Consider the following 23,457-nt stretch of genomic DNA (forward strand, 5'->3'; position numbering starts at 1 on the left):
CGGGGGGTGGGGTTCGGTCAGTCCAGGTGGGGCTTGAGGGCGTCGTGCACCGACTTGGCGAGGTCGACGGCGCCCGGGGTGTCGGAGTGCACGCAGATGCAGTCGGCGCGCATGGGGATGTCGGACCCGTCGTTGGCGGTCGCGAGCCCCTCGGTGACGGCGCGGACCGAGCGCTCCGCGGCGACGACCGGGTCGTAGGCGATGTGCTCGCGGGTGATGATCAGCGAGCCGTCGGGCCGGTAGTCGAGGTCGGTGTAGTACTCGGCGATGAAGCCCTGGCTCCGCTGCCCCCACACCTCCTCGTGCACGGTGTTGGCCATGCCCATCAGGGGGACGTCGAAGACGTCCGCCGCGGCGCCGATCGCGGCGGCCACCGCCTCGTCGCGCGACGCGAGCCCGTAGAGGGCGCCGTGCGGCTTGATGTGGTGCAGCGGCATGCCCTCGGCGCGGAGGAAGCCGGTCAGCGCGCCCACCTGGTAGATCACGGTCGCGGTGAGCTCGTCGGGGTCCATCGCCATCTCGCGCCGGCCGAAGCCGTCGCGGTCGGGGAAGGAGGGGTGGGCGCCGACCTTGACCGAGTGCTCCTTGGCCAGCGCGACGGTCCTGCGCATGACGTTCGGGTCCGACGCGTGGAAACCGCACGCGACGTTCGCGATCGTGATGTAGGGCATGATGCCCTCGTCGTCACCGCAGCGGTAGATGCTGTACGCCTCGCCCATGTCGGCGTTGATGGCAACCATCCTCGGTCCTCTCTCAGCTGTCGCAGGTCAGGAGTGCGCGACCTTGGGGGTGTCCCCGTCGGGGTCGATGTAGACGTCGTCGCCGTCGAGCCGCACGGGGTAGCGCGCCAGCTCGGCGTGGCCGGGGTTGATGCCCGTGCAGGTCGTCAGGTCGAACATCCAGAGATGGCTCCTGCAGGTCAGGGTCTTGCCGCTCAGCTCGCCCTCGACGAGCTCGACCTGCTGGTGGGGGCAGATGGCCTGCGTGGCCACGACGTCGCCGCCCTCGAGGTGGACGACGAGGACCTCCTTGTCGCCCACGTCGAACGACTCCATGTCGCCCTCCCACACGTCGTCGAGGCTGCACACCTTCACGAATGCCATCGCTGCGGTGCTCCTTTCAGCAGAAGCGGTCGTAGTGGAGCCGGTCCGCGTCCACGCCGGCCCCGATCACCAGGGCCCGCGCGAGGGCGTCGGTCATCGCCGGCGGGCCGGCCGCGTAGTAGGTGAAGTCGGTGAGGCGTCCGGCGAGGCGGTCGAGGACGGCCTCGTGGAGGAACCCCCGGAAGTGCCCGGCCCGCAGGGCGTCCCCGCCCGCGGCGTCCTCGTCGGACACCGCGGTGTGCACGTGCAGGGCCCCGAGCCGGCGGCCCGCGCGGACGACCTGCTCCGGGACGTGCAGGTCCTCCCCGGTGCGGCCGCCGCAGAAGAGGTGGACCGTCCACTCCCCCGCGTCGGGGCGCGCCGCGGCACCGAGGACGGTCGACACCATCGCGCCGAGGCCCGACCCGCCCGCGGCGCAGACGATGTCGCGGGCGCCCTCCTCGCGGAGGTGGGCGTGTCCGAAGGGCCCGTCGAGGACGACCTCCGCACCGGGCGCCAGCGCGTCGAACAGGACCGACGTGGACCGCCCGCCCGGCACGCGCTTGACGACGAACCGCCACTCGCCGTGGCAGTTGCCGAGGTTGCTCATCGAGTACGCGCGCTCGACCTGCCCGCCGGGCAGCGTGACCATCGCGTACTGCCCGGGCCGGAACCCGGCGTGCGTGCGGGCGACGAACGCGAACTCGCGCATGTCGTGCGTCAGCGGGGTGACCGAGCGCAGCACCGCGGTCTGGCGCAGGGGCCGGTGCCGGGCGGGCCCGGTCAGCGCCCCGACCCGGACCGTGCAGTCCGAGAGCGGCTCGCTCTGGCAGGCCAGCCTGCGGCCCCTGCGCCGGTCGCGGGCGCTGAGCCCGGGCGCGTCCGGACGGCGGTCGTGCACCTCGCCCTCGAGCAGGTCGTACCGGCAGCTGCCGCACCCGCCGCTGTTGCACTCGTAGCCGAGCCCGACCCCCGCGCGGAGGGCAGCACGCAGCAGCGTGTCGCCCTCCGCGCAGGCGAACCGGACGCCGGTCCCGTCGACCGAGACGAGGTGTTCGGTGGGGGCCGTCATCGCTGGGTCAGCTTCCGAGGCCGAGCTGCCGCTGGAACGCCCGCACCGCGCCGACCGCGTTGTCCGCGCCCTCGACGTTCTCGGCGATCTCCTCGCCGTAGGCGCGGACCGCCTGCTCGCCCAGCGGCTGCCACTTCGCCACCCACTCGGTGAGCTGCGGCAGGTTCGAGTCGACCTCGGACATGTGCTTCACCAGCGCCTCGGTCCACCGCCGGGACCGCTCGCTGTCGCGCAGCGCCGCCTCGGTCAGCAGCGCGTGCAGCACGTCGCCGTGGCGCCGCGCGGAGACGCCGAGCTGGCGCAGGACGATCTCGTCGATCGCCGGCTTCGCCACGACGTTGAGCGCCACGAAGGCCTCGGCCCAGTCGAACGTGACGAGCTGGCGCTCCATGAGCTCGCGGAAGCCCTGCCAGGCCGGCAGCTCCTCCCACAGCTCGCGCTCGCGCTGCCCGAACCCGGTCCCTGGGTGGGCCAGGCCGAGCTCGGCCGTCCGGTACGCGACGTTGGACAGCCACCGCAGCGAGTCCGCGGCCTGGAAGGCCGCGCAGTTCGCGATGGTGCTGGACGGCGCGATGTGGACGAGGTACGCGCTGGCCATCTGCACCGTGTGGAGCAGGTACCGGCTCGGCGTGTACAGCTGCGCCAGGGTCGCGACCCACTCCGGGGACAGCCCCCGGTCGTGGCCCTCGGCGTTGTGCTGGTCGAGCAGGCCCTCGACGTAGGTCTCCTGCCCGTCCTGCAGGATGTTGTAGGTCCGGTACACGAGCTCGTCGGGGTCGCGGAACGCGTCCCAGTCCGGGTGCGTGACCGGGCTCTGGTTGCGGTGCTCCCGGTAGAAGTCCGCCATGAACCCGGTGTGGGCGACGTCCCACGGCTGCTCGGCGTCGCGGGTGTGCCACAGCAGCTTGGTCGAGACGATCTCGTACTCGCTCGGCTTGCGGCGGCGGGCGGTCAGGTGCGCCCACGTCTTGAGGGGCTTGAGCGGAGCGGTCATGTCCGGGCCTCCTGCACGGCGGTCGCGCCCGCTGCCGGGGCGCCGAGGTAGAAGCGGAAGACGTCGCTGCTGGTGTCGATGCGGCCCACGAACGACGGCATGATCAGTTCCAGCTCCGACATGCGGAACGGTCGGCCGAGCTCCTCCGCGATCGTGGCGCGGCGCAGGATGCACTCGCCGCCCTCGACCTCGACGCGGACGTAGGAGCCGCGGTCTCGGATGTCGACGCGCCGGCCGGCGTTGTCGATCACGGCCGCGTCGGCCACGGCGCGGGCGACGTCGCCGGTCTGCAGGACCGGTCCGACCGGGTCGATGATGGGATCAGTGACGGTCATCGGTCCTCCTCATTCGAAGTAGATCTCGATGCACTCGGTCGGTTCGAGGCCGGACTCGGCCACGGTGCTGGAGCGGCCGTAGGGCGCGTCCGCACCCTGCTTGCGCACGCGCAGGGTGCGGCCGGGCTGGTCGAACACGTGGACGCCGATGACGTTGGTCGCGGCGGCCGCGGCGACCTCGTCCATCGTGTTCTCCGAGTCCACGGGCAGGAGCTTGATGACGAAGTCGCCGTCGAAGTGCGAGGCGAGCGGGATCAGTGCCATGTCGTGCCTCCTCCGTCCGGCTCAGCCGGCCTTGGCCAGCTGCTTGCGGTAGGTCTCGACCCAGGCGAGGCCGTGGGCGTCGTCGCCCCCGGGGCCGACCACGCCGAGACCCATGTACTCCAGGACCCCGCCGAGGTCGGCGGGCTGGATGTCACCGCCCAGGAAGCGGTCGATGAGGTTCTTGTGGTGCCTGTAGCGCTCGGGGTCGTCCTCGAAGATCCACTTGTCGACCTCGGACGCGAAGTGGTAGCGCCGGCCCTCGTGCACGAGGGAGATGTCGCGCAGCGTCTGCGAGGGCGTGCCGACGATCGGCAGCTGCGACACGTTGCAGATGACCGGCAGCGTCCCGGGGACCGTCCTGTCGATCCGGTCGTTCGCGAAGTTGTCGATCAGGACGTCCCACACCTTGCCGAAGGTGTCGTTCCACCCGGGGTACTTCTCCTCGAGCCAGTCCCGCTCGGGCGGGCTGACCCCGGCCGCGGGGTTCCACCAGAGGGTCGGGCGCCAGGAGTAGGTGCCCAGCTGCTGGCCGTGGTGGTGCTCGGAGATGTCGCGCAGGAAGATGTCCCAGTACCAGGGCTTGGACAGCCCGAGGTCCTCGAGCGAGCGCATGAACTGAGTGACGATCCACTCCTCCATGAACTCCTTGAAGGAGGCCTCACGGACGTCGAGCGGGACGTAGTAGTCCATCGGGATGCCGGACAGCACGGTGAAGAGCCGGTAGGAGCGCCAGAAGGAGATGTCGATCATCTTTTGGGCCTTCTCGCGCTGCCCGTTCTCGATCATCATCTGCAGCAGCGGCGTGCCCAGCTGGGCGTGCCGCGCCTCGTCGGACTGGATGCTCTGGATCAGCTTCGAGAAGGTGAAGTCGCCGGCCTTGGCCGCGTCCCCGGACAGGCCGATGAACTGCAGGTTGGTGAAGCCGGTCTCGAACGCGAAGTTCGCGAAGATCGACGTCGACACGGCGTCGCGCGTCATCATGACGTCGTCGAAGAAGTGCCGGGCCCCGAGCGTCACCCAGTTGTCGGTGAACATCGCCGCGTGGGACCACTCGAACTGGCGGTCCTTGCTGACGTACTCGTGCGGGAAGTACAGCTGGATCTGCCCGTGCCGGATCTCGTCGAGCATCCCGAAGGTGGCCATGTTGCGCATGCCGGGCGCCTTGGACCAGCGCACGAAGCGCGACTCCTGGAAGGACGCGCCGTACTCGACGACGGCGACCGCGGCGTAGTGCTCCTTGAGGATGGAGATCCAGCCCGGGTCGGCCTTATTGTAGAGGTCGGCGCGCTCCAGTGCGGCCTTGACGGAGTAGGCGCCGGCGTCCTTCTGCCGCTGGATGTCGACGTACTCGCGGTAGCTGACCTTGTAGGGCTCGTCGTAGGTGGACCACACCTCGTCGGGCAGTCCCTCACCGCCGCTGAGCTCCGGCGGGAACAGCTCGTCCTGCGTGACGTAGCGGGGTGTCCATTCGGTGCTGCGCGCGATGTCGTACCACTGCGCGCGTTCCAGCAGAGCCATGAGTTGCTCCTCGGGATGTCGGTGCGGGAAACCTGGGGGCGGTCAGCTGCCGTGCTCGGAGCCGAGCGGGCCCTCGCCACCGGGGTAGACGAACGTCATCGACGGCGCGTAGAAGCCGAAGGTGATCTGCAGCGGGTCCGCCGGGCGCAGCTGGTAGGTCGGGTGGGTGGGGTCGAGGAACTCGAAGGACTCCACGCGGAAGTGCTCGGCGACGTCGGCCACGTAGGCGTAGCGGCCGCTGACGAACCCGTCGCCGCGGCGGGTGATGTAGCGCAGCTGACCGGCGGCGCGCTGGGGCGTGCCGACGGTGACCGTCGCGGTCGTCCGGATGACCGGCCGGCCGTCGAGGTGCGTGGTCGCGACCAGGGTGTCGCCGTCGAGGTCGAGGGTGGTCCGGCCCGGTTCGCCCGCGGGGACGCCGTGCTCCAGCGCGTAGCGGGTCATGACGTCGGAGCTGTTGTGGTAGTGCGTCCACCAGCGGGCGGGGACCCCGACCTCGGTGTCCAGCCCGGCGAGGTCGGCGCCCAGGTAGGTCAGCGAGTACGCCCCGAACTGCTCGTCCCCGACCGACGACGTCTGGTCCGGCCCGTCCACCACGTACTGGTTGATGTAGCAGGTGCGGTCGTCCGCCGGGGTCAGCCCCTCGGGCACGAGCTTCGCGACCGCGTCCGGGTCCGCCGGGACCCACACGAGGTAGAGCGTCCGCGAGTTGGTGATCAGCTGCGGGGGGTGCAGCGACGTTCCCATGTCGACTCCTTGCTCACCGTCGGTCGTCTGGTGGGGGTCGACCGCGGGAGCGTCCCGCGCGGTCGGCCGATGCTCAGACCCTGGTCGACGGGGGGTGCGGCGAGAAGTGCGCACGTTGGACAACGCGGACGTGACCGGTGCCACTGTGGAGCACGCGGGCTCCGGGGCGGTCGGTCAGAGCCGGTCGTCGAGCAGCAGGGCGATCCAGAGCTCGGCGCGCGTCGTCGGGTCGTCGATGTCGCGCTCGAGCGCTTCCGCGACCTTGCCCATCCGGTAGCGCAGCGTGTGCCGGTGGATGCCGAGCGCCGAGGCGGAGGCGTCGGACTGCCCGTTGTTCGCCAGGAACGTCCGCAGGGTGAGCCGCAGGTCGATCTTGGAGGTGCGGTCCTTGTCCCGCAGCGGCGCCAGGAGCGCCTCCGCCCAACCCCGCGCCTCGTCGTTGTGCAGGTGGCGCATGAGCCCGGCGGTGGCCACGTCGCTGGCGAAGGCGAGCTTGCCGGCCGAGCCGGGCGCGCTGTTGAACACCGAGCGCACCTGGACCCAGGCCTGTGGCAGCTCCCGCGCCGACACCGGGTCGCTGACCGCGCCGCGGGCCAGCGGGATGCGGCGGAGCAGGGACTCCAGCGTGCGCACGTCGCCCTCCGCGGGCGGCATCAGCACCACCACCCGTCCCTTCTCCCACTCCGCGACGAGCGCGCAGAGGCTGCGCAGGCCGTGGTCGCTCTCGGCGTGCTCGAGCAGCTCGACCTCGTGGCCGGTCGGCACGCCGAGCACCGCGACCCGCAGGTCGCCCTCGGGGAAGTCGGTGTCCAGGGACTCCGCGATCGAGGCGGCGAGGGCGACGTCCCCCTCGGTCGCGACCTTGAACACGGCCAGGCGGTGGCGCCGCTGGCTGTCCAGCAGGCCCCACTCGGTGTTGAGGTCGGCGCAGAGCAGGGACACGGCCGTGGTCACGATCGCCTGCTCCGCCCGACCCAGCGGCGTGCTGCGGCCGACCGCGAGGAAGCCCCGGATGCTGCTCCGGACCGTCAGCGGGAGCAGCACGACGGACTCCCCCGCCACGGACATGCTCACGCTGGACGCGCCGCCGCGCTCCCGCAGACGGGGCAGGTCGATGCGCACCCGCGCGAGGTGCGTGCGACCGGCCGGCACGCCCGCGCGGAGGGCCCCGTCGTGGTCGAGCAGGAGCGCCCACCCCTGGACCGCCTTGGCCAGGCGCTCCACGATCGCCCGCGCCGCGTAGGGCGAGAGCGAGGCGCGGGAGAGGTCCCGCTGCGCGCTGACCGCGAACGTCAGCTCCTTCTGCCGCTCGTCGGACAGGTAGTCCGACACCAGGCGCCCGATGACGCTGAAGCCGGTCGCGGCCGGGACGTAGAGGAGCGGCAGGTCCGCCTCCTGCGCTGCGGCGGCGAGGTCGTCGGGCACCTCCGGGTAGAAGGCGCTCACGCCGAACCCGAGGGCCACGGCGCCCGCATCCTTGAGACGGCCGACGTACTGCCGCCTCGCCGCCTGCCCCTGCGACAGGCGGGACCCGGTCGTGAGGACGAGGTCTCCCCCGTCGATGTAGGGCGAGGGGTCCGGCAGCTCGCTGATCAGCGCCCACGCGAGCTCGCCGCGCAGCGCCGCCGGCGAGCCCGCGATCGCCCGGAGCTGGAGCTCCGCGCGGTCGAGCAGGTTCCGGACCGTGAGCGACATCGGGCCTCCGAACGCAGGATGACGCAGCGGGACGACCATGATCGCGCGCCGTCCCGGCCGCGCAATACGTCGAACGGGCACGAGGGCCGAGCGGCTGCGGCGCGTGCCGGTGCCGCGGATACAAGCGCAGTGGATCCCTCCGACGGGATCAGCACTCTGGACAAGCACCCGCGCCCGTCTGTACAACCCGCGCACAGCCCGGTGGCCGGTCCGCGGACGAGGCTGCCGGTTCACCACCTGCATGCGAGAGCGAGGGACCATGCCGGCCATCGTCGGACGCACCGAGCTGGACGCGGGGCGGCCGCACGTCACGTACCGGACCGCGGGCGACCGCGCCCTGCTGGTCGAGTACGGCCTCCCGCACCCGGTGGACCTCGGCGTGAACTTCTTCGTGCACGCCATCGCCCGCCGCGTCGGGGCCCACCCGGTGCGCGGGCTGCTCGAGGTCGCCCCGGGCCTGCGCTCGCTGCTCGTCCACTACGACCCGGCGGTGATCGGCCAGGCCGCGGTGATCACCGCGCTGGACGAGCTGCACGCGGACGTCGCCGAGCCCGCCTCGATCGTGCTCCCGAGCAGGCGGCTGCGGCTGCCGATCGCCTTCGACGACACCACCTCCCGCGAGGCGGTCAACCGGTACCGCATCACCACCCGCCCGGACGCCCCGAACGTCGTCGACGGGAACAACATCGACTACATGGTCCGCTACAACGGCCTGCCGGACCGCGCCTCGCTGTACGCCCGGATCCTGGAGAGCACCTGGTGGAACGCCTTCAGCGGGTTCTACCCGGGACTCCCGTCGCTGCTCCCCCTCGATCCCCGGTCCGAGCTCATCGGGCCCAAGTACAACCCCGCCCGGACGTGGACGCCCGAGGGTGCCGTCGCGATCGGCGGCCCGTGCCTGGTCGTGCACCCGATCGAGTCGTCGGGTTCCTACCAGGTCCTCGGCCGCACGCTGCCCATCAGCGACCTGGCGCCGCGCCGGATGCGCGCCCACCGCGTCGACCCGATCCTGGTGCACCCCGGCGACCGGATCACCTTCTACGCCATCAGCGAGGCCGAGCTGGTGGAGCTGCGCCGGCAGGTCTTCGAGGGCCGCTACGACTACGAGATCGAGCCCGGCCAGTACACGGCGTCGGAGTACTTCGAGACGGCCGCCGAGCCAGCGGTGGAGGCCGAGGCGGCCCGGCGCCGGGCCGCACGCGCCGCCGCGCAGGAACTGGTGAGGATCCCGTGACGCCCCAGGCCTCCCGGACCGCGACGCCGATGTTCGAGATCGTCGACCCCGGCCTCCAGACGACCGTGCAGGACCACCCCGGCCGCCTCGGGCGGCAGGCGCTGGGGTTCTTCCCCTCCGGCCCGGTCGACCACCTGGCGTTCCGGGCCGCCAACCTGCTGGTCGGCAACCGGTTGGGCGCGGCGGCGCTGGAGATCCCGCTCGGGCGCTTCCAGGCCAACGTCCTGCACGCCGGCACCGTCGCGGTGACCGGCCCCGAGGCGGCCGTGACCGTCAACGGCGAGCCCGTCCCGCAGTGGGAGTCCGTCGCGGTCCGGGAGGGCGACGTCATCGCGAGCGGGGTGGTCCGCGGACCCGGCTACCGGCTCTACCTCGCCGCCGCCGGCGGCATCGAGGTCCGTGACGCGTTCGGGTCCCGCTCGACCCACCTCGTCGCCGGTATCGGCGGGCTCGACGGCCGGGCGCTCGAACGCGCGGACGTCCTCGACGTGAACGTCGGCGCCGAACCCGGCCGTCCCCGGCGGCTCCCCGTCTCGCTGCGCCCCACCTACACGCGCAGCTGGGAGGTCGAGGTCATCCGCGGGCCGCACGCCGACCCCGACTTCCTCACCGCCGACGACATGGCGCACTTCCTCACCGCGACCTGGCGCTGCGACCTCAACTCCGACCGCGTGGCGGTCCGGCTCAACCCGCACCGGTTCCGGTGGGCCCGCGAGACGGGTGACGTCGCCGGCGGCCACCCGTCGAACGTCCTGGACAACAGCTACCCGCTGGGCGGGATCCTCGCCTACGGCGACGTGCTGACGATCCTGGGACCGGAGAGCAACTCCTCGGGCGGGTTCGCCGTGATCGCGACCGTGGCCCAGGCGGCGCTGTGGAAGGTCGGGCAGTTCCGCCCGGGCAAGGACACGGTCGTGTTCCGCGAGATCGACCTGGACCAAGCCGCGGCCCTGCACGACCACGTCGCCCGCGTCCTCGACCCGAGGCACGTCGACCGGACGTGACCCGCGGTCCCGGCGTCCCCCGTCTCAGGCGTCCGCACCGCCCTCCACCACGAACTGCACGCTGTGCACCGACTCGACGTGGCCGCGCGGCACGGCCAGGTGAGCGGGGTGCCGCAGGTACTCCCGGAAGTCCTCGGCGTCCGCGAACTCCGTGACGACCGCGTAGTCGGCGTTCGTCGGCCGCTCCCCCAGGTCGCGCCCCTGCCGGGTGCGGATCGGGAACGGGAGCTGGCCGGGCAGTGCCGCGAGCGCCGCGCGGAACGCCTCGATCTCGGCGGCGGTCGCGGAGTCGGTGAACCTCAGCGTGAGGCAGTGCAGCAGCATGTCGCCCTCCTGACGTCGGTGCGTGAGCCGCGGTGGACATTAGCGGTCGATGACTCCGGACACCAGCCGTTGCGCTGGTGAAAGCGTCACTGCGGTCGGTTCCGCAACCATGATGCCGTTAGTGCTCGTTGACAACGCCGCACCGGTCGACCTACTTTCAGTCCCCGACGCCCCTCCGCCGGAGCGCGTGTCCCCACGACCGAGAGGCCCGACGATGAAGCTGGGATGCTCGTTCGCCACGTCCCTGGAGACCCCCGAGCACATCCGCATCGCGGAGCAGCTCGGCTACGAGAGGGCGCTCTGCTACGACTCGCCCGCGCTCTACCCCGACGTCTGGATGGTGCTGGACCGGGCCGCGCGGCTGACCGAGCGGATCGTGCTCGGCCCCGGCGTCCTGATCCCGAGCCTGCGCCACCCGATGGTCACGGCCTCGGCCATCACCACCCTCGTCGACGCCGCCGGCCCGGACCGCGTGCTCGTGGGCGTCGGCAGCGGCTTCACCGGGCGCCTCGCCATGGGCCGGCCGCCCGTGCCGTGGGCGGAGGTCGAGCACTACACGCGGGTCGTGCAGGCCCTCCTGCGCGGCGAGCAGGTGGAGTGGGAGGGCGCGGTCATCCAGCTCATCCAGCCCGACGAGCGGTTCGGCCCGGCCCTGCCGGTCTCGGTGCCGTGGGCCGTCGCCGGTGAGGGCCCCAAGGGCACCCGCGTCGCGAGGGACCTCGGGGCGGACCTGTTCCGGATCACCGTCCCCGAACCGGACTTCGGCCGGCAGACGATGATGGTCATCGGCACCGTGCTCGACGACGGGGAGGACCCGGGATCCGAACGGGTGCTCGACGCGGCGGGTCACGCCGCCGCGCTCTACCTGCACTGGGCCGTCGAGCACGGCGTGATCGACGAGCTGCTCGGCGAGGGCGGGCACGTCTGGGCCGCGGCGTACGACGGCGTCCCCGAGAACGTCCGGCACATCGCCCTGCACGACCGCCACGTGGTCGGCGTCAACGACATCGACCGGCCCTTCGTCACCCGCGAGGTGATGGTCGGCTCCGGCGTCGCGCTCACCCGTGACCAGTGGCGGGACCGCCTCGCCGAGCTGGAGAAGGGCGGGTGCGAGCACGTCCACTTCCAGCCCGCCGGGCGCGACATCCCCCGCGAGCTCGAGGCGTTCGCCGCCGCCTACCACCGCTGACCCGAGGAGAACCGCGCATGGACGACCTGCAGCTCATCGAGTGGCACGAGGACGGCCCGATCGCCACCGCGTGGCTGGACCGGCCCCCGGTCAACGCCACCGACCACCAGCTCTACAGCGAGATCCGCACGTTCTTCCGCACCCTGCCCGACCGGCTCACCACGGCCCGGGTCGTCGTGCTCGCGGGGCGGGGCAAGCACTTCTGCGCGGGCAACGACCTCGCCGAGTTCCAGACGCTCGACCCGGACAACGCGCCGGAGCGGCTGCAGCTGGCCCGGGAGGCGTTCTGGGCGATCTACGACTCGCCCTACCCGGTCATCGCCGCGGTCCACGGGGTCGCCGTCGGGTCCGGCCTCGCGATCGCGGCCTCGTGCGACCTCGTCGTCGCCGCGGAGGGCGCCCGGTTCGCCACGCCCGAGGTCAACGTCGGGGTGCTGGGCGGCGCGAAGCACCTCTCCCGGCTGGTGCCCCAGGGGATGGTGCGGCTGATGCACTACACCGGCGACCTCTACCCCGCCGAGCAGCTCCTGCCCTACGGCGGGATCGTCGAGATCGTCCCGCCCGAGCAGCTGCTCGACGCGGCGCAGGAGCTGGCGCGGTCCATCGCCCGCCACAGCCCGGTCACGCTGCGCCTGGCCAAGCGCAGCCTCAACGGCATCGAGTACGCCGACCTCAAGTCCGGCTACGAGTTCGAGCAGGGCCTGACCCGCGAGCTGTCGGGCCACGCGGACTCGAAGGAGGCCGTCAACGCCTTCCTCGACCGCCGCACCCCCGTCTACACGGGACGGTGAGCGCCGTGACGCAGGAGTCCCCCGAGGCGTTCCGCGCCCGCGTCCGGTCCTGGCTCGCCGGTACCGAGATCCCCACGGTCCCCGCCGATCCCGACGGCCGGTTCGCCGTGCTGCGGCGGTGGCAGCGGACGCTGTTCGACGGCGGGTGGGCCGGGCTCGCCTGGTCCCGGGAGGCGGGCGGCCAGGCGCTCACCCACGCCCACCAGCTGGTCTTCGACGAGGAGCTCGTCCGCGCGCGGGCCCCGCAGCCCGTCGGCCTGATCGGGCTGGAGGTCGTCGGCCCGTCGATCGACCGCTACGGGACCGACCGGCAGCGCCGGGAGCTGCTCCCGCGGCTCCTGTCGGGCGACGACATCTGGTGCCAGGGCTTCTCCGAGCCCGAGGCCGGGTCCGACCTGGCCTCGCTCCGCACGCGGGCCGTGGTCGACGGCGACGACTTCGTGGTCTCCGGCCAGAAGATCTGGACGAGCTGGGCGCACGAGGCGCAGTGGTGCGCGCTGCTGGTCCGCACCGATCCCGCGGTGCGCAAGCAGGCCGGCATCAGCTACCTGCTCGTCGACATGGCGAGTCCCGGGATCACCACCCGGCCCATCCGGCAGATGACCGGCGACGAGGAGTTCTGCGAGGTCTTCCTCGACGAGGTGCGGGTGCCGCGGGGCAACCTGCTGGGCGGCCTGAACGACGGGTGGGCCATCGCCACGCACACGCTCGGCAGCGAGCGCTCGGGTGCCAACCTGCGCCGCCGCGTCGAGCTGGAGGTCGCCCTCGACGACGCCGTCGCCGCGCTGCGCGCGCACGGCGGGGTCGGCGACCGGGCGCGGGCCGCGGTCGGCCGGGCGCACGTCGCGATGCGCGTCCTCGACGCCCAGACGCGGCAGACCGCGGCCCGGCTCGTCGCCGGCGTCGGGCCGACGCCGGCCGACTCGGTCGACAAGCTCGTCCTCAACGACGTGGAGCAGACCGTCTTCGCCGAGATCGCCGGGCTGCTCGGCGCCCTGCGCGCGGTGCCGGGCGCGAGCCCGTCCGGACTGCGGTCGGGGCACTGGGCGCACGAGCACCTCTACTCCCGCGCCGCGTCCATCTACGGCGGGTCCGCGCAGGTCCAGCGCACCATCGTCGCCCAACGACTCCTGGAGCTCCCCCGTGGCTGAGCAGCACGAGTACGCCACCGCGGTGGACGACTACCTCACCCGCGCCTACGACGGCGACCGCCGCCGCGCGCTGCTCGACCACGGCGGCTGGGACCCGGGCCTCGCCGCCGAGGCGGCCGACCTGGGCTGGTACGCGCTCGCCGTGCCGGAGGACCGGGGCGGCCTCGGGGCGTCGCTGTCGGACCTCGGTGCGGTCTTCGAGCAGTACGGGCGGCACCTGGTGATCGGCCCGCAGCTGGAGAACAGCCTGCTCCCGGCCCTGGTGGAGGGCGTCGAGGCGGACGGGAAAGGGGTGCCGGCCGCGCTGGTCGACCCCGGTGCAGGTGACGGCTCGGGTGACCTCGGGACCGTCGCGCTGACCGGGGAGCGGCTCACCGGCAGCGTCGGCGCCGTCCGGTTCGCGGCGCAGGCGGACCGGTTCGTGGTGCTGGCCGGGGAGGCGGTCTGCCTGGTCGACGCGGTCGCACCGGGGGTGCACGTCGAGGCCCTCGACAGCGCCGACCCGGCGACGGCGTTCGCCCGCGTCGAGCTCGACGCGGTCGTCCCCGACCGGGTCCTCACCGGCGACGGGCGCGTCCCCGCATTGAGCGCCTGGGCCCGGCTGCTGCTCGCGTGCGAGCTCAGCGGTCTGGCCCGGGGCGCCCTGGAGCGCACCGTCGAGCACGTCGGGCAGCGCGAGCAGTTCGGCCGCCCCATCGGCAGCTTCCAGGCCGTGCAGCACATCGCCGCCGATATGCACGCGCGGTCGACGGGGCTGCACAACCTGTGCCTGGCCGCCGTCGCCGACGCCGCCGGGGCGTCGCCCGCCGAGCTGGACCTCCTCGCCTGGACCGCCAAGGCGCACGCCGCCGAGGCCGCGGTCGCGGTGTGCGAGGACGCGATCCAGCTGCACGGCGGCATGGGCTTCACCACCGAGAGCGACGTGAGCTGGTACTACCGGCGCGCCCTGGCGCTGCGCGGCTGGTACGGCGACGAGGTCGAGCTCCGGCAGCGGGTCGGGGCAGCCCTCCTGGACGGCGGGAGGCGGACGTGAAGGCGACGATGCCCGACGACGGGCGCACGCGTCGGAACACCGCGGCGGGGTACTGGACCGACGACCTCGTCGACGACCACCTGGCCGCGGCCGCCGGGCGCACACCGGCGGCCGTCGCGGTCGTCGACCGGGGCAGGCACTGGACCTACGCCGAGCTCGACGGCGCCGTGAACCGCTTCGCCTCGGCCCTGCGCGGGCGCGGCGTCGGGCCCGGCGACGTCGTGTCGTGGCTGCTCCCGAACCGGGCCGAGGCGATCGTCGTCCACCTCGCCGCCATCCGGCTCGGCGCCGTCAGCAACCCGATCATCCCGATCTACCGGCACCGCGAGACGGCGTTCATCCTCGCGCAGGCGGCATCGACGGTCGTCGTCGTCCCGCGGCTGTTCCGGGGGTTCGACTACCCCGCCATGGTCGACGAGATCCGGGCGGAGGTGCCGGCCCTGCGGACCGTCGTGGTCGTCGGCGCCGGCCCCGACGAGGGCCGGCTGCGCTTCGAGGACCTCCTCGAGGAGGGCCGCGCCGAGGGGGTCGACGCCCCGCGCACGGCCGCCGACATCGCGCTGCTGCTCTACACCTCCGGCACCACCTCCGCGCCGAAGGGCGTGCTGCACAGCCACTGGACCCTGGAGCACGAGAACCGCAGCATGATCGAGTTCTTCGGGCTCACCGCGGCCGACGTCGTGTTCATGCCCTCGCCGGTCGGCCACATCATCGGCGTCCTCTACGGCATGCAGCTCCCGTTCATGCTGGGCAGCACCGTCGTCCTGCTCGACGTCTGGGAGCCCGGGCGCGCGCTGGACCTCATCCAGGAGCACCGCTGCAGCTTCGTGGTAGCGGCGACGCCGTTCCTGCACGGGCTCGTCCACCACCCGTCGCTGCCCGAGCGCGACGTGAGCTCGCTGCGCGTGTTCGCCTGCGGCGGCGCCGACGTCCCGCCGGAGCTGGTCCGGGCGGCGACCACCGCGCTGGGGTGCACGGTCAGCCGGGGCTACGGCTCCACCGAGCACCCCACCGCGACGAGCAGCAACGCATCGGACCCCGTGGAGAAGCGCGCGCAGACCGACGGGCGCACCATCGGCGCGGCCGAGGTGCGGCTCTCGCCCGACGGCGAGCTCGAGGTGCGCGGGCCGGAGCTGTTCCTGGGCTACCTCGACGACGCGCTCAACGCCGACGCCTTCACCGGCGACGGCTGGTTCCGCACCGGCGACCTCGCCCGCATCGACGCCGACGGCTACGTGCAGATCGTCGGCCGGAAGAAGGACATCATCATCCGCGGCGGCGAGAACATCAGCGCCCGGGAGATCGAGGACCAACTCTTCGAGCACCCCGCGGTCGCGGACGTCGCCGTCGTGTCCTCGCCCGACCCGGTGCTGGGCGAGCGGGTCTGCGCGGTCGTCGTCCCCGCCGCCGGGGAGACCGTGACGCTGCCCGCGATCGTCGCCTGGCTGACGGAGCGGCGGACGACCCGCCAGAAGCTCCCCGAGCGCCTGATCCTGCTCGACGAGCTCCCCCGCAACCCCAGCGGCAAGGTCCAGAAGTTCCGGCTCCGCGAGCTCGCGCGAGCCTCCCTCACCCCCACGGAAGTGACGCGATGACGCAGCACACCCCGACCGGGTTCGCCTCCGGCCACCGGTTCCTCGAGTCCCTGCGCTGGCACGACGCCAGGCTCTGGGCCAGCGACTTCTTCAGCGGCAAGGTGCTGACCTTCGACGCGGACGGGCACGCCACGACCGTCACCGAGGTCCCGGGGGCGCCCTCGGGCCTCGGCTTCCTGCCCGACGGGTCGACGCTCGTGGTCTCGCAGGCCGACGCCACCGTGCAGCGGATCGGCGCCGACGGCGCCCTCAGCACCTACGCCGACTTCAGCGACATCGCCGGCGGCCCCGGCAACGACCTCCTCGTCACCGCCGCCGGGCACGCCTACGTCGGCAACTTCGGCTTCGCCGTCGGCACCGAGGACCCCCGGCCCACGGCGCTCGCGCACATCGACCCCGAGGGGAAGGTCCACCGCGTCGAGGGCGACGTCCTCTTCCCGAACGGCATGGCGCTCGCGCCCGGCGGGGTCCTGCTGCTGGCCGAGACGTTCCTGCACCGGATCACCGCCTTCGACGTCGCGGCCGACGGGTCGCTGTCGCGCCCGCGCGCCTGGGCCCAGCTCGCGGACGGCTTCATGCCCGACGGCATCGCGCTGGACGACGAGGGCGGCGTGTGGTTCGGCAACGCGCTCACCACGGGCGACGACGCCGGCTTCTACCGCGTCGTCGAGGGCGGCGAGCTCACCGACAAGGTCCCCGTCACCGGCGCGCAGGCGATCTCCTGCGCGTTCGGCGACGACGACCTCGGCACGCTCTACATGGCCTGCAACGCCACCACGCTGGAGGACTTCGTCCAGGGGCGGTCGACGGCCGTCGTCACCACCGCCCGGGTGGGGCGCACGGGCTCGCCCGCCGCCTGAGGTCCCGCCGTGGTCTCCCTCGCTAGGATGCCGGCGCAGGGCGAGAGGAGACCACGGCATGGACGCTGCCCCGGCAGGGTCGCTGCCCCCACCCCGCACCCGCCCCCGGCACCGCCGCGCCGAGATCGCCCGCAACGCGGGCGAGCTGTTCAGCGTCCGCGGCTTCCACGCCGTGCGCATGGACGACATCGCCGAGGCCAGCGGCATCACCGCCCGGGCGCTCTACCGCCACTACGACAACAAGCAGGCCCTCCTCGCGCACGTCGTGCGGGAGGACCAGCAGCACGTCATCGACGTCATCACCGAGCTGGGGGCGAAGCCGACGGGCGCGGACGACGTCGAGGCCCGCCTCGTGGCGCTCACCGCGGCCGCGCTCGACAGCCGCCGGCTGTCCCTGCTCTGGCAGCGCGAGGCCCGCCACCTGGCGGTCGACGACTTCCGCCTGGTCCGGCGGCGGACGCGGTGGATCGCCGAGCAGCTCGAGGAGCTCGTCGTGCGCGCCACGCGGGGCGACCTCGCCCCCGAGACTGCCGACATCCGCAGCTGGGTCACCGTCAGCATCATCTCCGGGCCCGGGTTCTACGACAGCGCGCTGCCCCACCCCCGCCTCACCCAGGAGCTGGCCGAGGCGAGCCAGCGGGTGATCGCCGCCCCCGCGGCCGTCGCACCGGACGGGCCGGTGTACGAGGCCGGCCGGGAGCCGAACGCGCGTCGCGAGCAGCTGCTGCACGTGGCGGCCCGCGAGTTCCGCGCCAAGGGCTTCGCCGGGGTCAGCATCGACGACATCGGCGCCGGGCTCGGCATCGTCGGCCCCGCCCTCTACCGGTACTTCGACACCAAGGCCGACATCCTCGTCGCCGCCGTCGGCCGCTTCCACGAGTGGCTCGCGCTGGAGGCGGACCGCGCCATGCGCACCCCCTGCCCCGACGAGGAGGTGCTCGGCCTGCTGGTCGAGGGCTACGTCCGCGTCGCCCGCGAGGCCACCGACCTGCTCGCCGTCTGGCTCACCGAGCGGCTCTACCTGCCCGACGCCGCCCGGGAGCGCATCGACCGCATCCAGGCCGACTACGTCGCGGAGTGGCAGCGCTGGCTCTCCGTCGCCCGGCCCGACCTGCCCGACGCCCTCGCGGCCACCCTGGTGAAGACGGCGAAGACCGCCGTCGACGACTGCGTGCGGATCCCCCACCTGCGCCGCTACCCGGTCCTCACCGCCGAGCTCACCCGCGCGGCCCGGGCCGTGCTCGGTCTCCCGGTGGCGTGACCGGCCGGGGTCACCCGGCGGGAACGGTGGGCTGCAGGACCGACTCGAGCAGCGCCTCGGCCCGCAGGTGCGCCCCGGCCCGGTACTCGGGGTCCCGGACCATGTCCACGAACGCCTGCCGGCTCGGGTAGCGCACGAGCGCGACCGTGTCCCAGGCCTGCCCCTCGTCGGCGACCAGCGCGCGTCCGCCGTCGCCGAGGTAGACGACCTCCAGGCCGTAGCGCTGGTGGACGCCCGCGCGGAGGTGCTCGACGTAGCGCCGGTAGCTCTCCCGCCCGCCGTCCGGCCGGAAGCGGAGCAGGTTCAGCATGACCACCGGACCCTCGGGAGCCTCCCCCGCGAGCGCGTCCAGGGCGGCCTCGTCGATCTCGATCATCGTCTCTCCTCGTTCCTCAGGTTCCGTCCCACCGTCACATACTTGCAGGTGTGCACGCAAGTACGATTGCTTTCCGGGTGGGGTGGAGGAGGATGGGCGGGTGACCCCCGGCCTGCTCGTCCAGCTCGTGCTGGCGACGTCCGTGCTCACCGTCGGCGTCATGCTGGCTGCGGTGGGGGCCCTGCTGCCCGGGGTGGCCTGCTGCCTCGGCGCCGGCGCCTGGCTCGTCCGGTCCCTGCGCCGCCTGTAGCGGAGCAGGCCCTCTGTCACGATCACCACGTCAGGTACTCGGCACGTACGGCCTTGATCGCCGAAACCGCACCACCACGGTCCCCCGCGGGACCCTCAGGTCACACTCCCGGCGATCACTGGCGGGTGATCGGCGAAACCGCACCGCCACGGTCCCGCCGACGTCCGTCACGGCGCACTCCCGGCGATCAAGGCCGGATGGTGCGGGGCGGGGCCGGCCCTGCCGCGGCCGCGCCGGCTGCGCCGACGACCCGGGCGTGGCCGGCGGTGATCACCGGGACCGCACCGCCACGGCCCCGCCGACGACCCTCACGGTGCCCTCCCCCGATCAAGGCCGGATGGTGCGGGGCGCAACCGGCCCTGCTGCGGCCACCCAAGCTGCGCCGACGACCCGGGCATCGCTGATCGCCGGGACCGCACCACCACGGCCCCACCAACGACCCCCACGTCACACTCCCGGCGACACCCGCCAGTGATCGTCGAAACCGCACCGCCACGGTCCCACCAACGACCCTGGCGGTGCACTCCCGCCGATCAAGGCCGGATGGTGCGGCGGCGGAGCCGGCCCCTGCTGCGGCCGCCCCGGCTGCGCTGCCCCGGCTGCCCTGCCCCGGCTGCGAGGACGGCCCGGGTGCGGCAGGCGGTGATCACCGGAACCGCACCGCCACGGCCCCTCCGACGACCCTCACGTCACACTCACGGCGATCACCCGCCAGTGATCGTCTAAACCGCACCGCCACGGTCCCTCCGACGACCCTCACGGTGCACTCCCAGCGATCAAGGCCGGATGGTGCGCGGAGCCGGCCCCTGCCGCAGCCGCCCTTGATCATCGCCGGCCGCACCTCACGGTCGTCACCACAGCCGTGAGGTGCGGCGGAGAGAGATCTCGACGCCCGTGATCGCCGAAACCGCACCACCACGATCCCGCCGACGACCCTGGCGGTGCACTCCTGGCGATCAAGGCGTGATGGTGCGGGGCGGAGCCGGTCCTGCTGCGGCCGCCCCGGCTGCGCCGACGACCCGGGCGTGGGTGATCGGCAGAACCGCACCACCACGGCCCCTCCGACGACCCCCACGTCACACTCCCGGCGATCACCCGGCGGTGATCGGCAGAACCGCACCGCCACCGCCCCTCCGACGACCCTCACGCCACACTCCCGGCGATCACCGAGGCCCCCCGCACCACCCAGCCTTGATCACCGCCCCCACAGTCCGCGCCGCAACCGCGAGGCGCAGCGCGGTCCCGGTCAGCGGTAGCCGGTCGTGTCGGCCGGACGCCCCGCGTCCTGCACCTCCACCACGTAGCGCCACGCGTCGGGGCGGGAACCGTCGACGTCGGTCAGGCCGTACTCGCGGGCCAGGTCACCGCTCGACGTGCTCGCCCCCTGCCAGCGGTCGCGCCCGGGATCGGCGGCCAGCGCCGCGATCCCGCGCCCGATCAGGCGCGTGGACTCCGAGATCGCGAAGTGCGGCTCCCGCACGCACGCGTCGCGCCAGTTCGCCTCGGTCACGCCGTACTCGTCGAGCATCAGCTCCGAGCGCAGCCAGCCCGGCGTGACGGCCACCGCGGTGGCTCCGAAGGGGCCCAGCTCGTGCGCCCAGCTCCGGGCCAGCCGGATGGGGGCGATCTTGGCCAGGTCGTAGAACACGTTCAGGCGGTAGTGCTCGGCGTTGTAGGCCGCCGTGCCGTCGGTGACCTCGACGACGAGCCCGCCGCGCTGCCGGATCAGCAGCGGGAACGCGTGGTGCGCGGTGACCAGGTGCGTGTCGACGGCCAGGCGCAGCAGGTGCAGGCCCCGGGCCAGGTCGTGCTCCCAGACCGGCACGTCCCACTCCGCCAGGAAGTCGCCCCCGAAGATGTCGTGGACGACGACGTCGAGCCGGCCGTGGTCGGCGTCGATCCGCGAAACCAACGCAGCGACCCGGGCGGGGTCCAGGTGGTCGGTGGGCACCGCGACGCCGACGCCGCCGGCAGCGGTGACGAGGTCGGCGGTGTCCTCGATCGTCTCCGCCCGCCCGTACTCCGACCGCTGCGCCCGAGTCGTGCGCCCGGTGCAGTACACCGTGGCCCCGGCCGCCCCGAGCTCCACCGCGATCCCCCGGCCCGCCCCGCGCGTGGCCCCCGCGACCAGCGCCACCCGCCCCCGCAACGCGTCCATGCCGCCATCGTGCGGGCCATCCCTGACAGGACCGGTCAACGATCGACGGGCACCGCGCCCGGGCGGCCGGACCCGCGACGACCGCTCAGCTCGACTCCTCCTCCCACACCAGCAGCAGCGCGCCCACGACGAACAGCTGCACGGGCAGCGCCAGGTCGGGCAGGTCGGCCTCGGCACCCGACACCAGCGCCACCCGCCGCACGACGCCGACCACCTCCCCGGACTCGACCACGTGCTGGGTGCGCCCGAACAGGTGCGGCCGGACGAACCGGTGGTGGCGGTCGTCGACCTGCAGCTCCCACTCGGTCGTGCCCACGCCCTGCGCGTGCGCGAGCTCCCGGCCCCCGGCGACCAGCACCCCGTCGTAGCCCATGAGGAAGCGACGCCTCATCCGGATCTCGTGCACCACCCCGTCCAGCACGAACTCCCCGGTCCGCCCCCAGGTCGACAGCACCAGCTCCACGGGCGCAGCCGCACCGGTGTCGTCGCGCACCTCGTAGCTCCGGCGGAAGAACCCCCGGCGGTCGGCGATCAGCACGGGGTCATCCGATCACGCGGGCCCGGGACCGCTCCCGGGTCCGTTCACCGACTTGTCATGACATGTTGTGGGTCGACGGGCCGTCCTCGTGCCACGCTGCGGGGATGAGCGCACCCGGTCCCGTCGCCGTCCGCTACGCCCGCTGGGACGGAGTGGGCCGGCCGTTCGTCGTCGTCCCCTCCACGACACCGGCCGTGCCCGGGCCCGGCGAGGTCCTCGTCCGGATCGACCTGGCGACGGTGTGCGGCAGCGACCTGCACTCCGTCACCGGCCGGCGCCCCTCCCCCGCGCCGGGGGTGCTCGGCCACGAGCAGGTCGGCACCGTCCTCGCCGTCGGCGAGGACCCGCCCACGTGCGTCGACGGATCGCCCGTGGTGCCGGGCCGGCGCGTGGTGTGGTCGGTGACGGCGGCGTGCGGCACGTGCGACCGGTGCGCGCGCGGGATGACCCAGAAGTGCCGGCGGCTGCGCAAGTACGGGCACGAGCCCCTCGACGGCGCGGCGCCGCTGACCGGCGGCTTCGCCACCCACTGCGTGCTGCTGCCCGGAACGGCGGTCGTGGGGGTGCCCCACGGCGTCCCGGACGTGGTGGCGAGCCCGGCGTCGTGCGCCACGGCGACGGTGGCCGCGGTGCTGCGCGCGGGCGGCGAGCTCGCGGGGCGGCGGGTGCTGGTGACCGGCGCGGGGATGCTCGGGGTCACGGCGGTGGCGATGGCCGCCGCGGCGGGCGCGCGGGTCGTCGCCGTCGACCCCGACGACCGCCGCCGCGCGCGGGCCCTGCGCTTCGGCGCGGACGAGGTGGCCGCCGACGCCGCGGGCGTCGAGCCGGTGGACGTCGCGATGGAGCTGTCCGGGGTGCCGTCCGCCGTGGCCGCCTGCCTGGGGGCCCTCGACACCGGAGGGGTCGCGGTGCTCGCCGGCTCGGTCTCCCCGGCCGACCCCGTCCCCCTCGACGCCGAGCGGCTGGTCCGCGGCCTGCACACCGTGGTGGGCGTGCACAACTACCGCGCCGGGGACCTGCAGGCCGCCATGGACTTCCTGGCCGCGCACCACCGCGACCACCCGTTCGCCGAGCTCGTGGGCGGCCGCTTCGCCCTCCACGAGCTCGACGCGGCGGTCCGGGCCGCGCGCGCCGGGACGGCTCCCCGGCAGGCGGTCGCGCCGGTCGGTTAGAGGCGGGTGACCGGGGCGCGCGAGCTGCGGGTGTTGGTGACGGTCACCGTGGCCACGTCGGAGCGGTAGCGGTCGTCGGACCACTCCAGCGGCCGGCCCGACGAGTCCGACGTCAGCCGCCGCTCCCGCAGCAGCGGCGTGCCCTCCGGGACCTCCAGCAGCGCGGCGTCGGTGGCGTCGGCGGGCACGGCGTCGAAGGTGTGGCGGGCCGCGTGCAGGTCGACGCCGCGCTCGATGAGCAGCGCGTAGATGGACCCGGCGTCGAGGTCGGCGTCGAGCAGCGGGCGCCCGACCGACTCGACGTAGGTCATCCGCTCGAGCATCGCCGGCCGCCCGTCGAGCAGCCGCAGGCGCAGCAGCTGCACCGCGGGGGTGTCGTCGTCGAGCTGGAGCGCCGCGGCGACCGACGGCTCGGGCCGGCGCAGCGCGATCTCCTGCAGCCGCTGCCCCGGGGTGTGGCCGGTCAGCTCGGCGCGCGTGGTGAACGACTGGAACGACTCGAACGGCTGCGCGGGCACGGAGTCGAGCACGACCGGGCGCTTGCCCTGCCCGCCACCGATCAGGCCCTCGTCGCGCAGCGCCGCCAGCGCCTGGCGCACCGGACCGCGGGACGCGCCGAACTCCCGGCACAGCTGCGTCTCCGACGGCAGCGCCTCCCCGACGCCGATCGCCCCGCTGCGGATCCGGTCGCGCAGCTCGGCGGCGACGGTCCGGTGCAGGGGCGCGGCCATGCACCTGACCCTACAAGTCGCGGTGTCGGCGACCGGGCCGGGACAGGCGCCGAGATGAACGGCAGATGACTTGTCAATACAAG

At 73.5% G+C, this 23,457-nt stretch carries 25 protein-coding genes; 11 read left to right on the forward strand and 14 right to left on the reverse strand.

Translation table 11 applies throughout. The features are described 5' to 3' along the window. Positions 1-17 precede the first annotated feature (17 nt). From pxpA to HOP40_RS29395, 9 genes are all read right to left on the reverse strand, one after another. Positions 18-740 (reverse strand): 5-oxoprolinase subunit PxpA, encoded by a 723-nt coding sequence (gene pxpA / locus HOP40_RS29355; protein ID WP_172164904.1) that lies wholly within the window; start codon positions 738-740, stop codon positions 18-20. A 27-nt stretch (positions 741-767) separates the two neighbouring features. Then, positions 768-1,103: a monooxygenase system ferredoxin subunit gene (locus tag HOP40_RS29360; protein WP_172164927.1), complete on the reverse strand. Its 336-nt coding sequence runs from the start codon at positions 1,101-1,103 to the stop codon at positions 768-770. Positions 1,104-1,119: 16 nt separating this feature from the next. Further along, positions 1,120-2,154 carry a 2Fe-2S iron-sulfur cluster-binding protein gene (locus HOP40_RS29365; protein WP_172164930.1) on the reverse strand — a complete coding sequence of 345 codons (1,035 nt, stop codon included), beginning with the start codon at positions 2,152-2,154 and terminating at the stop codon, positions 1,120-1,122. Positions 2,155-2,161: 7 nt separating this feature from the next. Then, positions 2,162-3,148, reverse strand: coding sequence for an aromatic/alkene monooxygenase hydroxylase subunit beta (locus tag HOP40_RS29370; protein WP_172164933.1), 987 nt, complete (start codon positions 3,146-3,148; stop codon positions 2,162-2,164). Then, a complete protein-coding gene (locus tag HOP40_RS29375) occupies positions 3,145-3,483 on the reverse strand; it encodes an MmoB/DmpM family protein (protein ID WP_172164936.1) in 339 nt (112 codons plus the stop codon). Before HOP40_RS29375 ends, HOP40_RS29370 begins: the two co-directional genes overlap by 4 nt. Positions 3,484-3,492: 9 nt before the next feature. Continuing rightward, complete coding sequence (locus HOP40_RS29380) at positions 3,493-3,747, reverse strand: toluene-4-monooxygenase system B family protein (protein ID WP_172164939.1); 255 nt, start codon at positions 3,745-3,747, stop codon at positions 3,493-3,495. A 21-nt stretch (positions 3,748-3,768) separates the two neighbouring features. Continuing rightward, a complete protein-coding gene (locus tag HOP40_RS29385) occupies positions 3,769-5,265 on the reverse strand; it encodes a YHS domain-containing protein (protein WP_172164942.1) in 1,497 nt (498 codons plus the stop codon). 42 nt (positions 5,266-5,307) lie between these two features. Beyond that, positions 5,308-6,012, reverse strand: coding sequence for an acetoacetate decarboxylase family protein (locus tag HOP40_RS29390; RefSeq protein ID WP_172164945.1), 705 nt, complete (start codon positions 6,010-6,012; stop codon positions 5,308-5,310). A gap of 174 nt (positions 6,013-6,186) precedes the next feature. After that, positions 6,187-7,707, reverse strand: coding sequence for a PucR family transcriptional regulator (locus tag HOP40_RS29395; RefSeq protein ID WP_172164948.1), 1,521 nt, complete (start codon positions 7,705-7,707; stop codon positions 6,187-6,189). Between the two features lie 259 nt (positions 7,708-7,966). Here HOP40_RS29395 and HOP40_RS29400 point away from each other — a divergent pair, with 259 nt between their 5' ends. Together HOP40_RS29400 and HOP40_RS29405 are read left to right on the forward strand one after the other, a co-directional pair. After that, positions 7,967-8,941, forward strand: a complete 975-nt coding sequence (locus HOP40_RS29400) for a carboxyltransferase domain-containing protein (RefSeq protein ID WP_172164951.1) — start codon at positions 7,967-7,969, stop codon at positions 8,939-8,941. Continuing rightward, a complete protein-coding gene (locus HOP40_RS29405; protein ID WP_172164954.1) occupies positions 8,938-9,945 on the forward strand; it encodes a 5-oxoprolinase subunit C family protein in 1,008 nt (335 codons plus the stop codon). Before HOP40_RS29400 ends, HOP40_RS29405 begins: the two co-directional genes overlap by 4 nt. 24 nt (positions 9,946-9,969) lie before the next feature. On the opposite strand, the gene HOP40_RS29410 is transcribed toward HOP40_RS29405, so the two are convergent. After that, positions 9,970-10,269 carry a Dabb family protein gene (locus HOP40_RS29410; protein WP_172164957.1) on the reverse strand — a complete coding sequence of 100 codons (300 nt, stop codon included), beginning with the start codon at positions 10,267-10,269 and terminating at the stop codon, positions 9,970-9,972. A 214-nt stretch (positions 10,270-10,483) separates the two neighbouring features. On the opposite strand from HOP40_RS29410, the gene HOP40_RS29415 reads away from it, so the two are divergent. From HOP40_RS29415 to HOP40_RS29445, 7 genes are read left to right on the forward strand one after another with little or no spacing between them, the layout of a single operon-like run. Then, on the forward strand, positions 10,484-11,458 hold the full coding sequence (locus HOP40_RS29415; protein WP_172164960.1) for an LLM class flavin-dependent oxidoreductase: 975 nt from the start codon (positions 10,484-10,486) through the stop codon (positions 11,456-11,458). 17 nt (positions 11,459-11,475) lie between these two features. Then, positions 11,476-12,249 carry an enoyl-CoA hydratase-related protein gene (locus tag HOP40_RS29420; RefSeq protein WP_172164963.1) on the forward strand — a complete coding sequence of 258 codons (774 nt, stop codon included), beginning with the start codon at positions 11,476-11,478 and terminating at the stop codon, positions 12,247-12,249. Between the two features lie 5 nt (positions 12,250-12,254). Beyond that, positions 12,255-13,400, forward strand: a complete 1,146-nt coding sequence (locus tag HOP40_RS29425; RefSeq protein WP_205346965.1) for an acyl-CoA dehydrogenase family protein — start codon at positions 12,255-12,257, stop codon at positions 13,398-13,400. After that, positions 13,393-14,433 carry an acyl-CoA dehydrogenase family protein gene (locus HOP40_RS29430; protein ID WP_172164969.1) on the forward strand — a complete coding sequence of 347 codons (1,041 nt, stop codon included), beginning with the start codon at positions 13,393-13,395 and terminating at the stop codon, positions 14,431-14,433. Before HOP40_RS29425 ends, HOP40_RS29430 begins: the two co-directional genes overlap by 8 nt. Continuing rightward, positions 14,430-16,028 (forward strand): AMP-binding protein, encoded by a 1,599-nt coding sequence (locus tag HOP40_RS29435; RefSeq protein WP_240157352.1) that lies wholly within the window; start codon positions 14,430-14,432, stop codon positions 16,026-16,028. Before HOP40_RS29430 ends, HOP40_RS29435 begins: the two co-directional genes overlap by 4 nt. Next, entirely contained in the window at positions 16,025-16,888 is an 864-nt protein-coding gene (locus HOP40_RS29440) for an SMP-30/gluconolactonase/LRE family protein (protein WP_172164972.1), read from the forward strand. The genes HOP40_RS29435 and HOP40_RS29440 overlap by 4 nt, the downstream gene beginning before the upstream one ends. A gap of 58 nt (positions 16,889-16,946) precedes the next feature. Continuing rightward, positions 16,947-18,149, forward strand: coding sequence for a TetR/AcrR family transcriptional regulator (locus tag HOP40_RS29445; protein ID WP_172164975.1), 1,203 nt, complete (start codon positions 16,947-16,949; stop codon positions 18,147-18,149). Positions 18,150-18,159: 10 nt separating this feature from the next. Here HOP40_RS29445 and HOP40_RS29450 read toward each other — a convergent pair whose 3' ends face one another. Continuing rightward, on the reverse strand, positions 18,160-18,525 hold the full coding sequence (locus HOP40_RS29450) for a DUF1330 domain-containing protein (protein WP_172164978.1): 366 nt from the start codon (positions 18,523-18,525) through the stop codon (positions 18,160-18,162). Positions 18,526-18,625: 100 nt separating this feature from the next. Between HOP40_RS29450 and HOP40_RS29455 the strand changes: the two genes are divergently transcribed. Next, positions 18,626-18,775, forward strand: coding sequence for a hypothetical protein (locus HOP40_RS29455; protein ID WP_172164981.1), 150 nt, complete (start codon positions 18,626-18,628; stop codon positions 18,773-18,775). 1,246 nt (positions 18,776-20,021) lie between these two features. Here HOP40_RS29455 and HOP40_RS29460 read toward each other — a convergent pair. Together HOP40_RS29460 and HOP40_RS29465 are read right to left on the reverse strand one after the other, a co-directional pair. After that, positions 20,022-20,933 carry an SDR family oxidoreductase gene (locus HOP40_RS29460; RefSeq protein WP_172164984.1) on the reverse strand — a complete coding sequence of 304 codons (912 nt, stop codon included), beginning with the start codon at positions 20,931-20,933 and terminating at the stop codon, positions 20,022-20,024. An 85-nt stretch (positions 20,934-21,018) separates the two neighbouring features. Continuing rightward, positions 21,019-21,471: a hypothetical protein gene (locus HOP40_RS29465; protein ID WP_172164987.1), complete on the reverse strand. Its 453-nt coding sequence runs from the start codon at positions 21,469-21,471 to the stop codon at positions 21,019-21,021. Between the two features lie 104 nt (positions 21,472-21,575). On the opposite strand from HOP40_RS29465, the gene HOP40_RS29470 reads away from it, so the two are divergent. Then, positions 21,576-22,643: a zinc-binding dehydrogenase gene (locus tag HOP40_RS29470; RefSeq protein WP_172164990.1), complete on the forward strand. Its 1,068-nt coding sequence runs from the start codon at positions 21,576-21,578 to the stop codon at positions 22,641-22,643. Here the strand turns inward: HOP40_RS29470 and HOP40_RS29475 are convergent. Further along, positions 22,640-23,374 (reverse strand): GntR family transcriptional regulator, encoded by a 735-nt coding sequence (locus tag HOP40_RS29475; RefSeq protein ID WP_172164993.1) that lies wholly within the window; start codon positions 23,372-23,374, stop codon positions 22,640-22,642. The two genes, HOP40_RS29470 and HOP40_RS29475, sit on opposite strands and share 4 nt — an antisense overlap. Positions 23,375-23,457 lie beyond the last annotated feature (83 nt).

Source organism: Pseudonocardia broussonetiae, assembly GCF_013155125.1.
In the GTDB taxonomy this organism is placed as follows: Bacteria; Actinomycetota; Actinomycetes; order Mycobacteriales; family Pseudonocardiaceae; genus Pseudonocardia; species Pseudonocardia broussonetiae.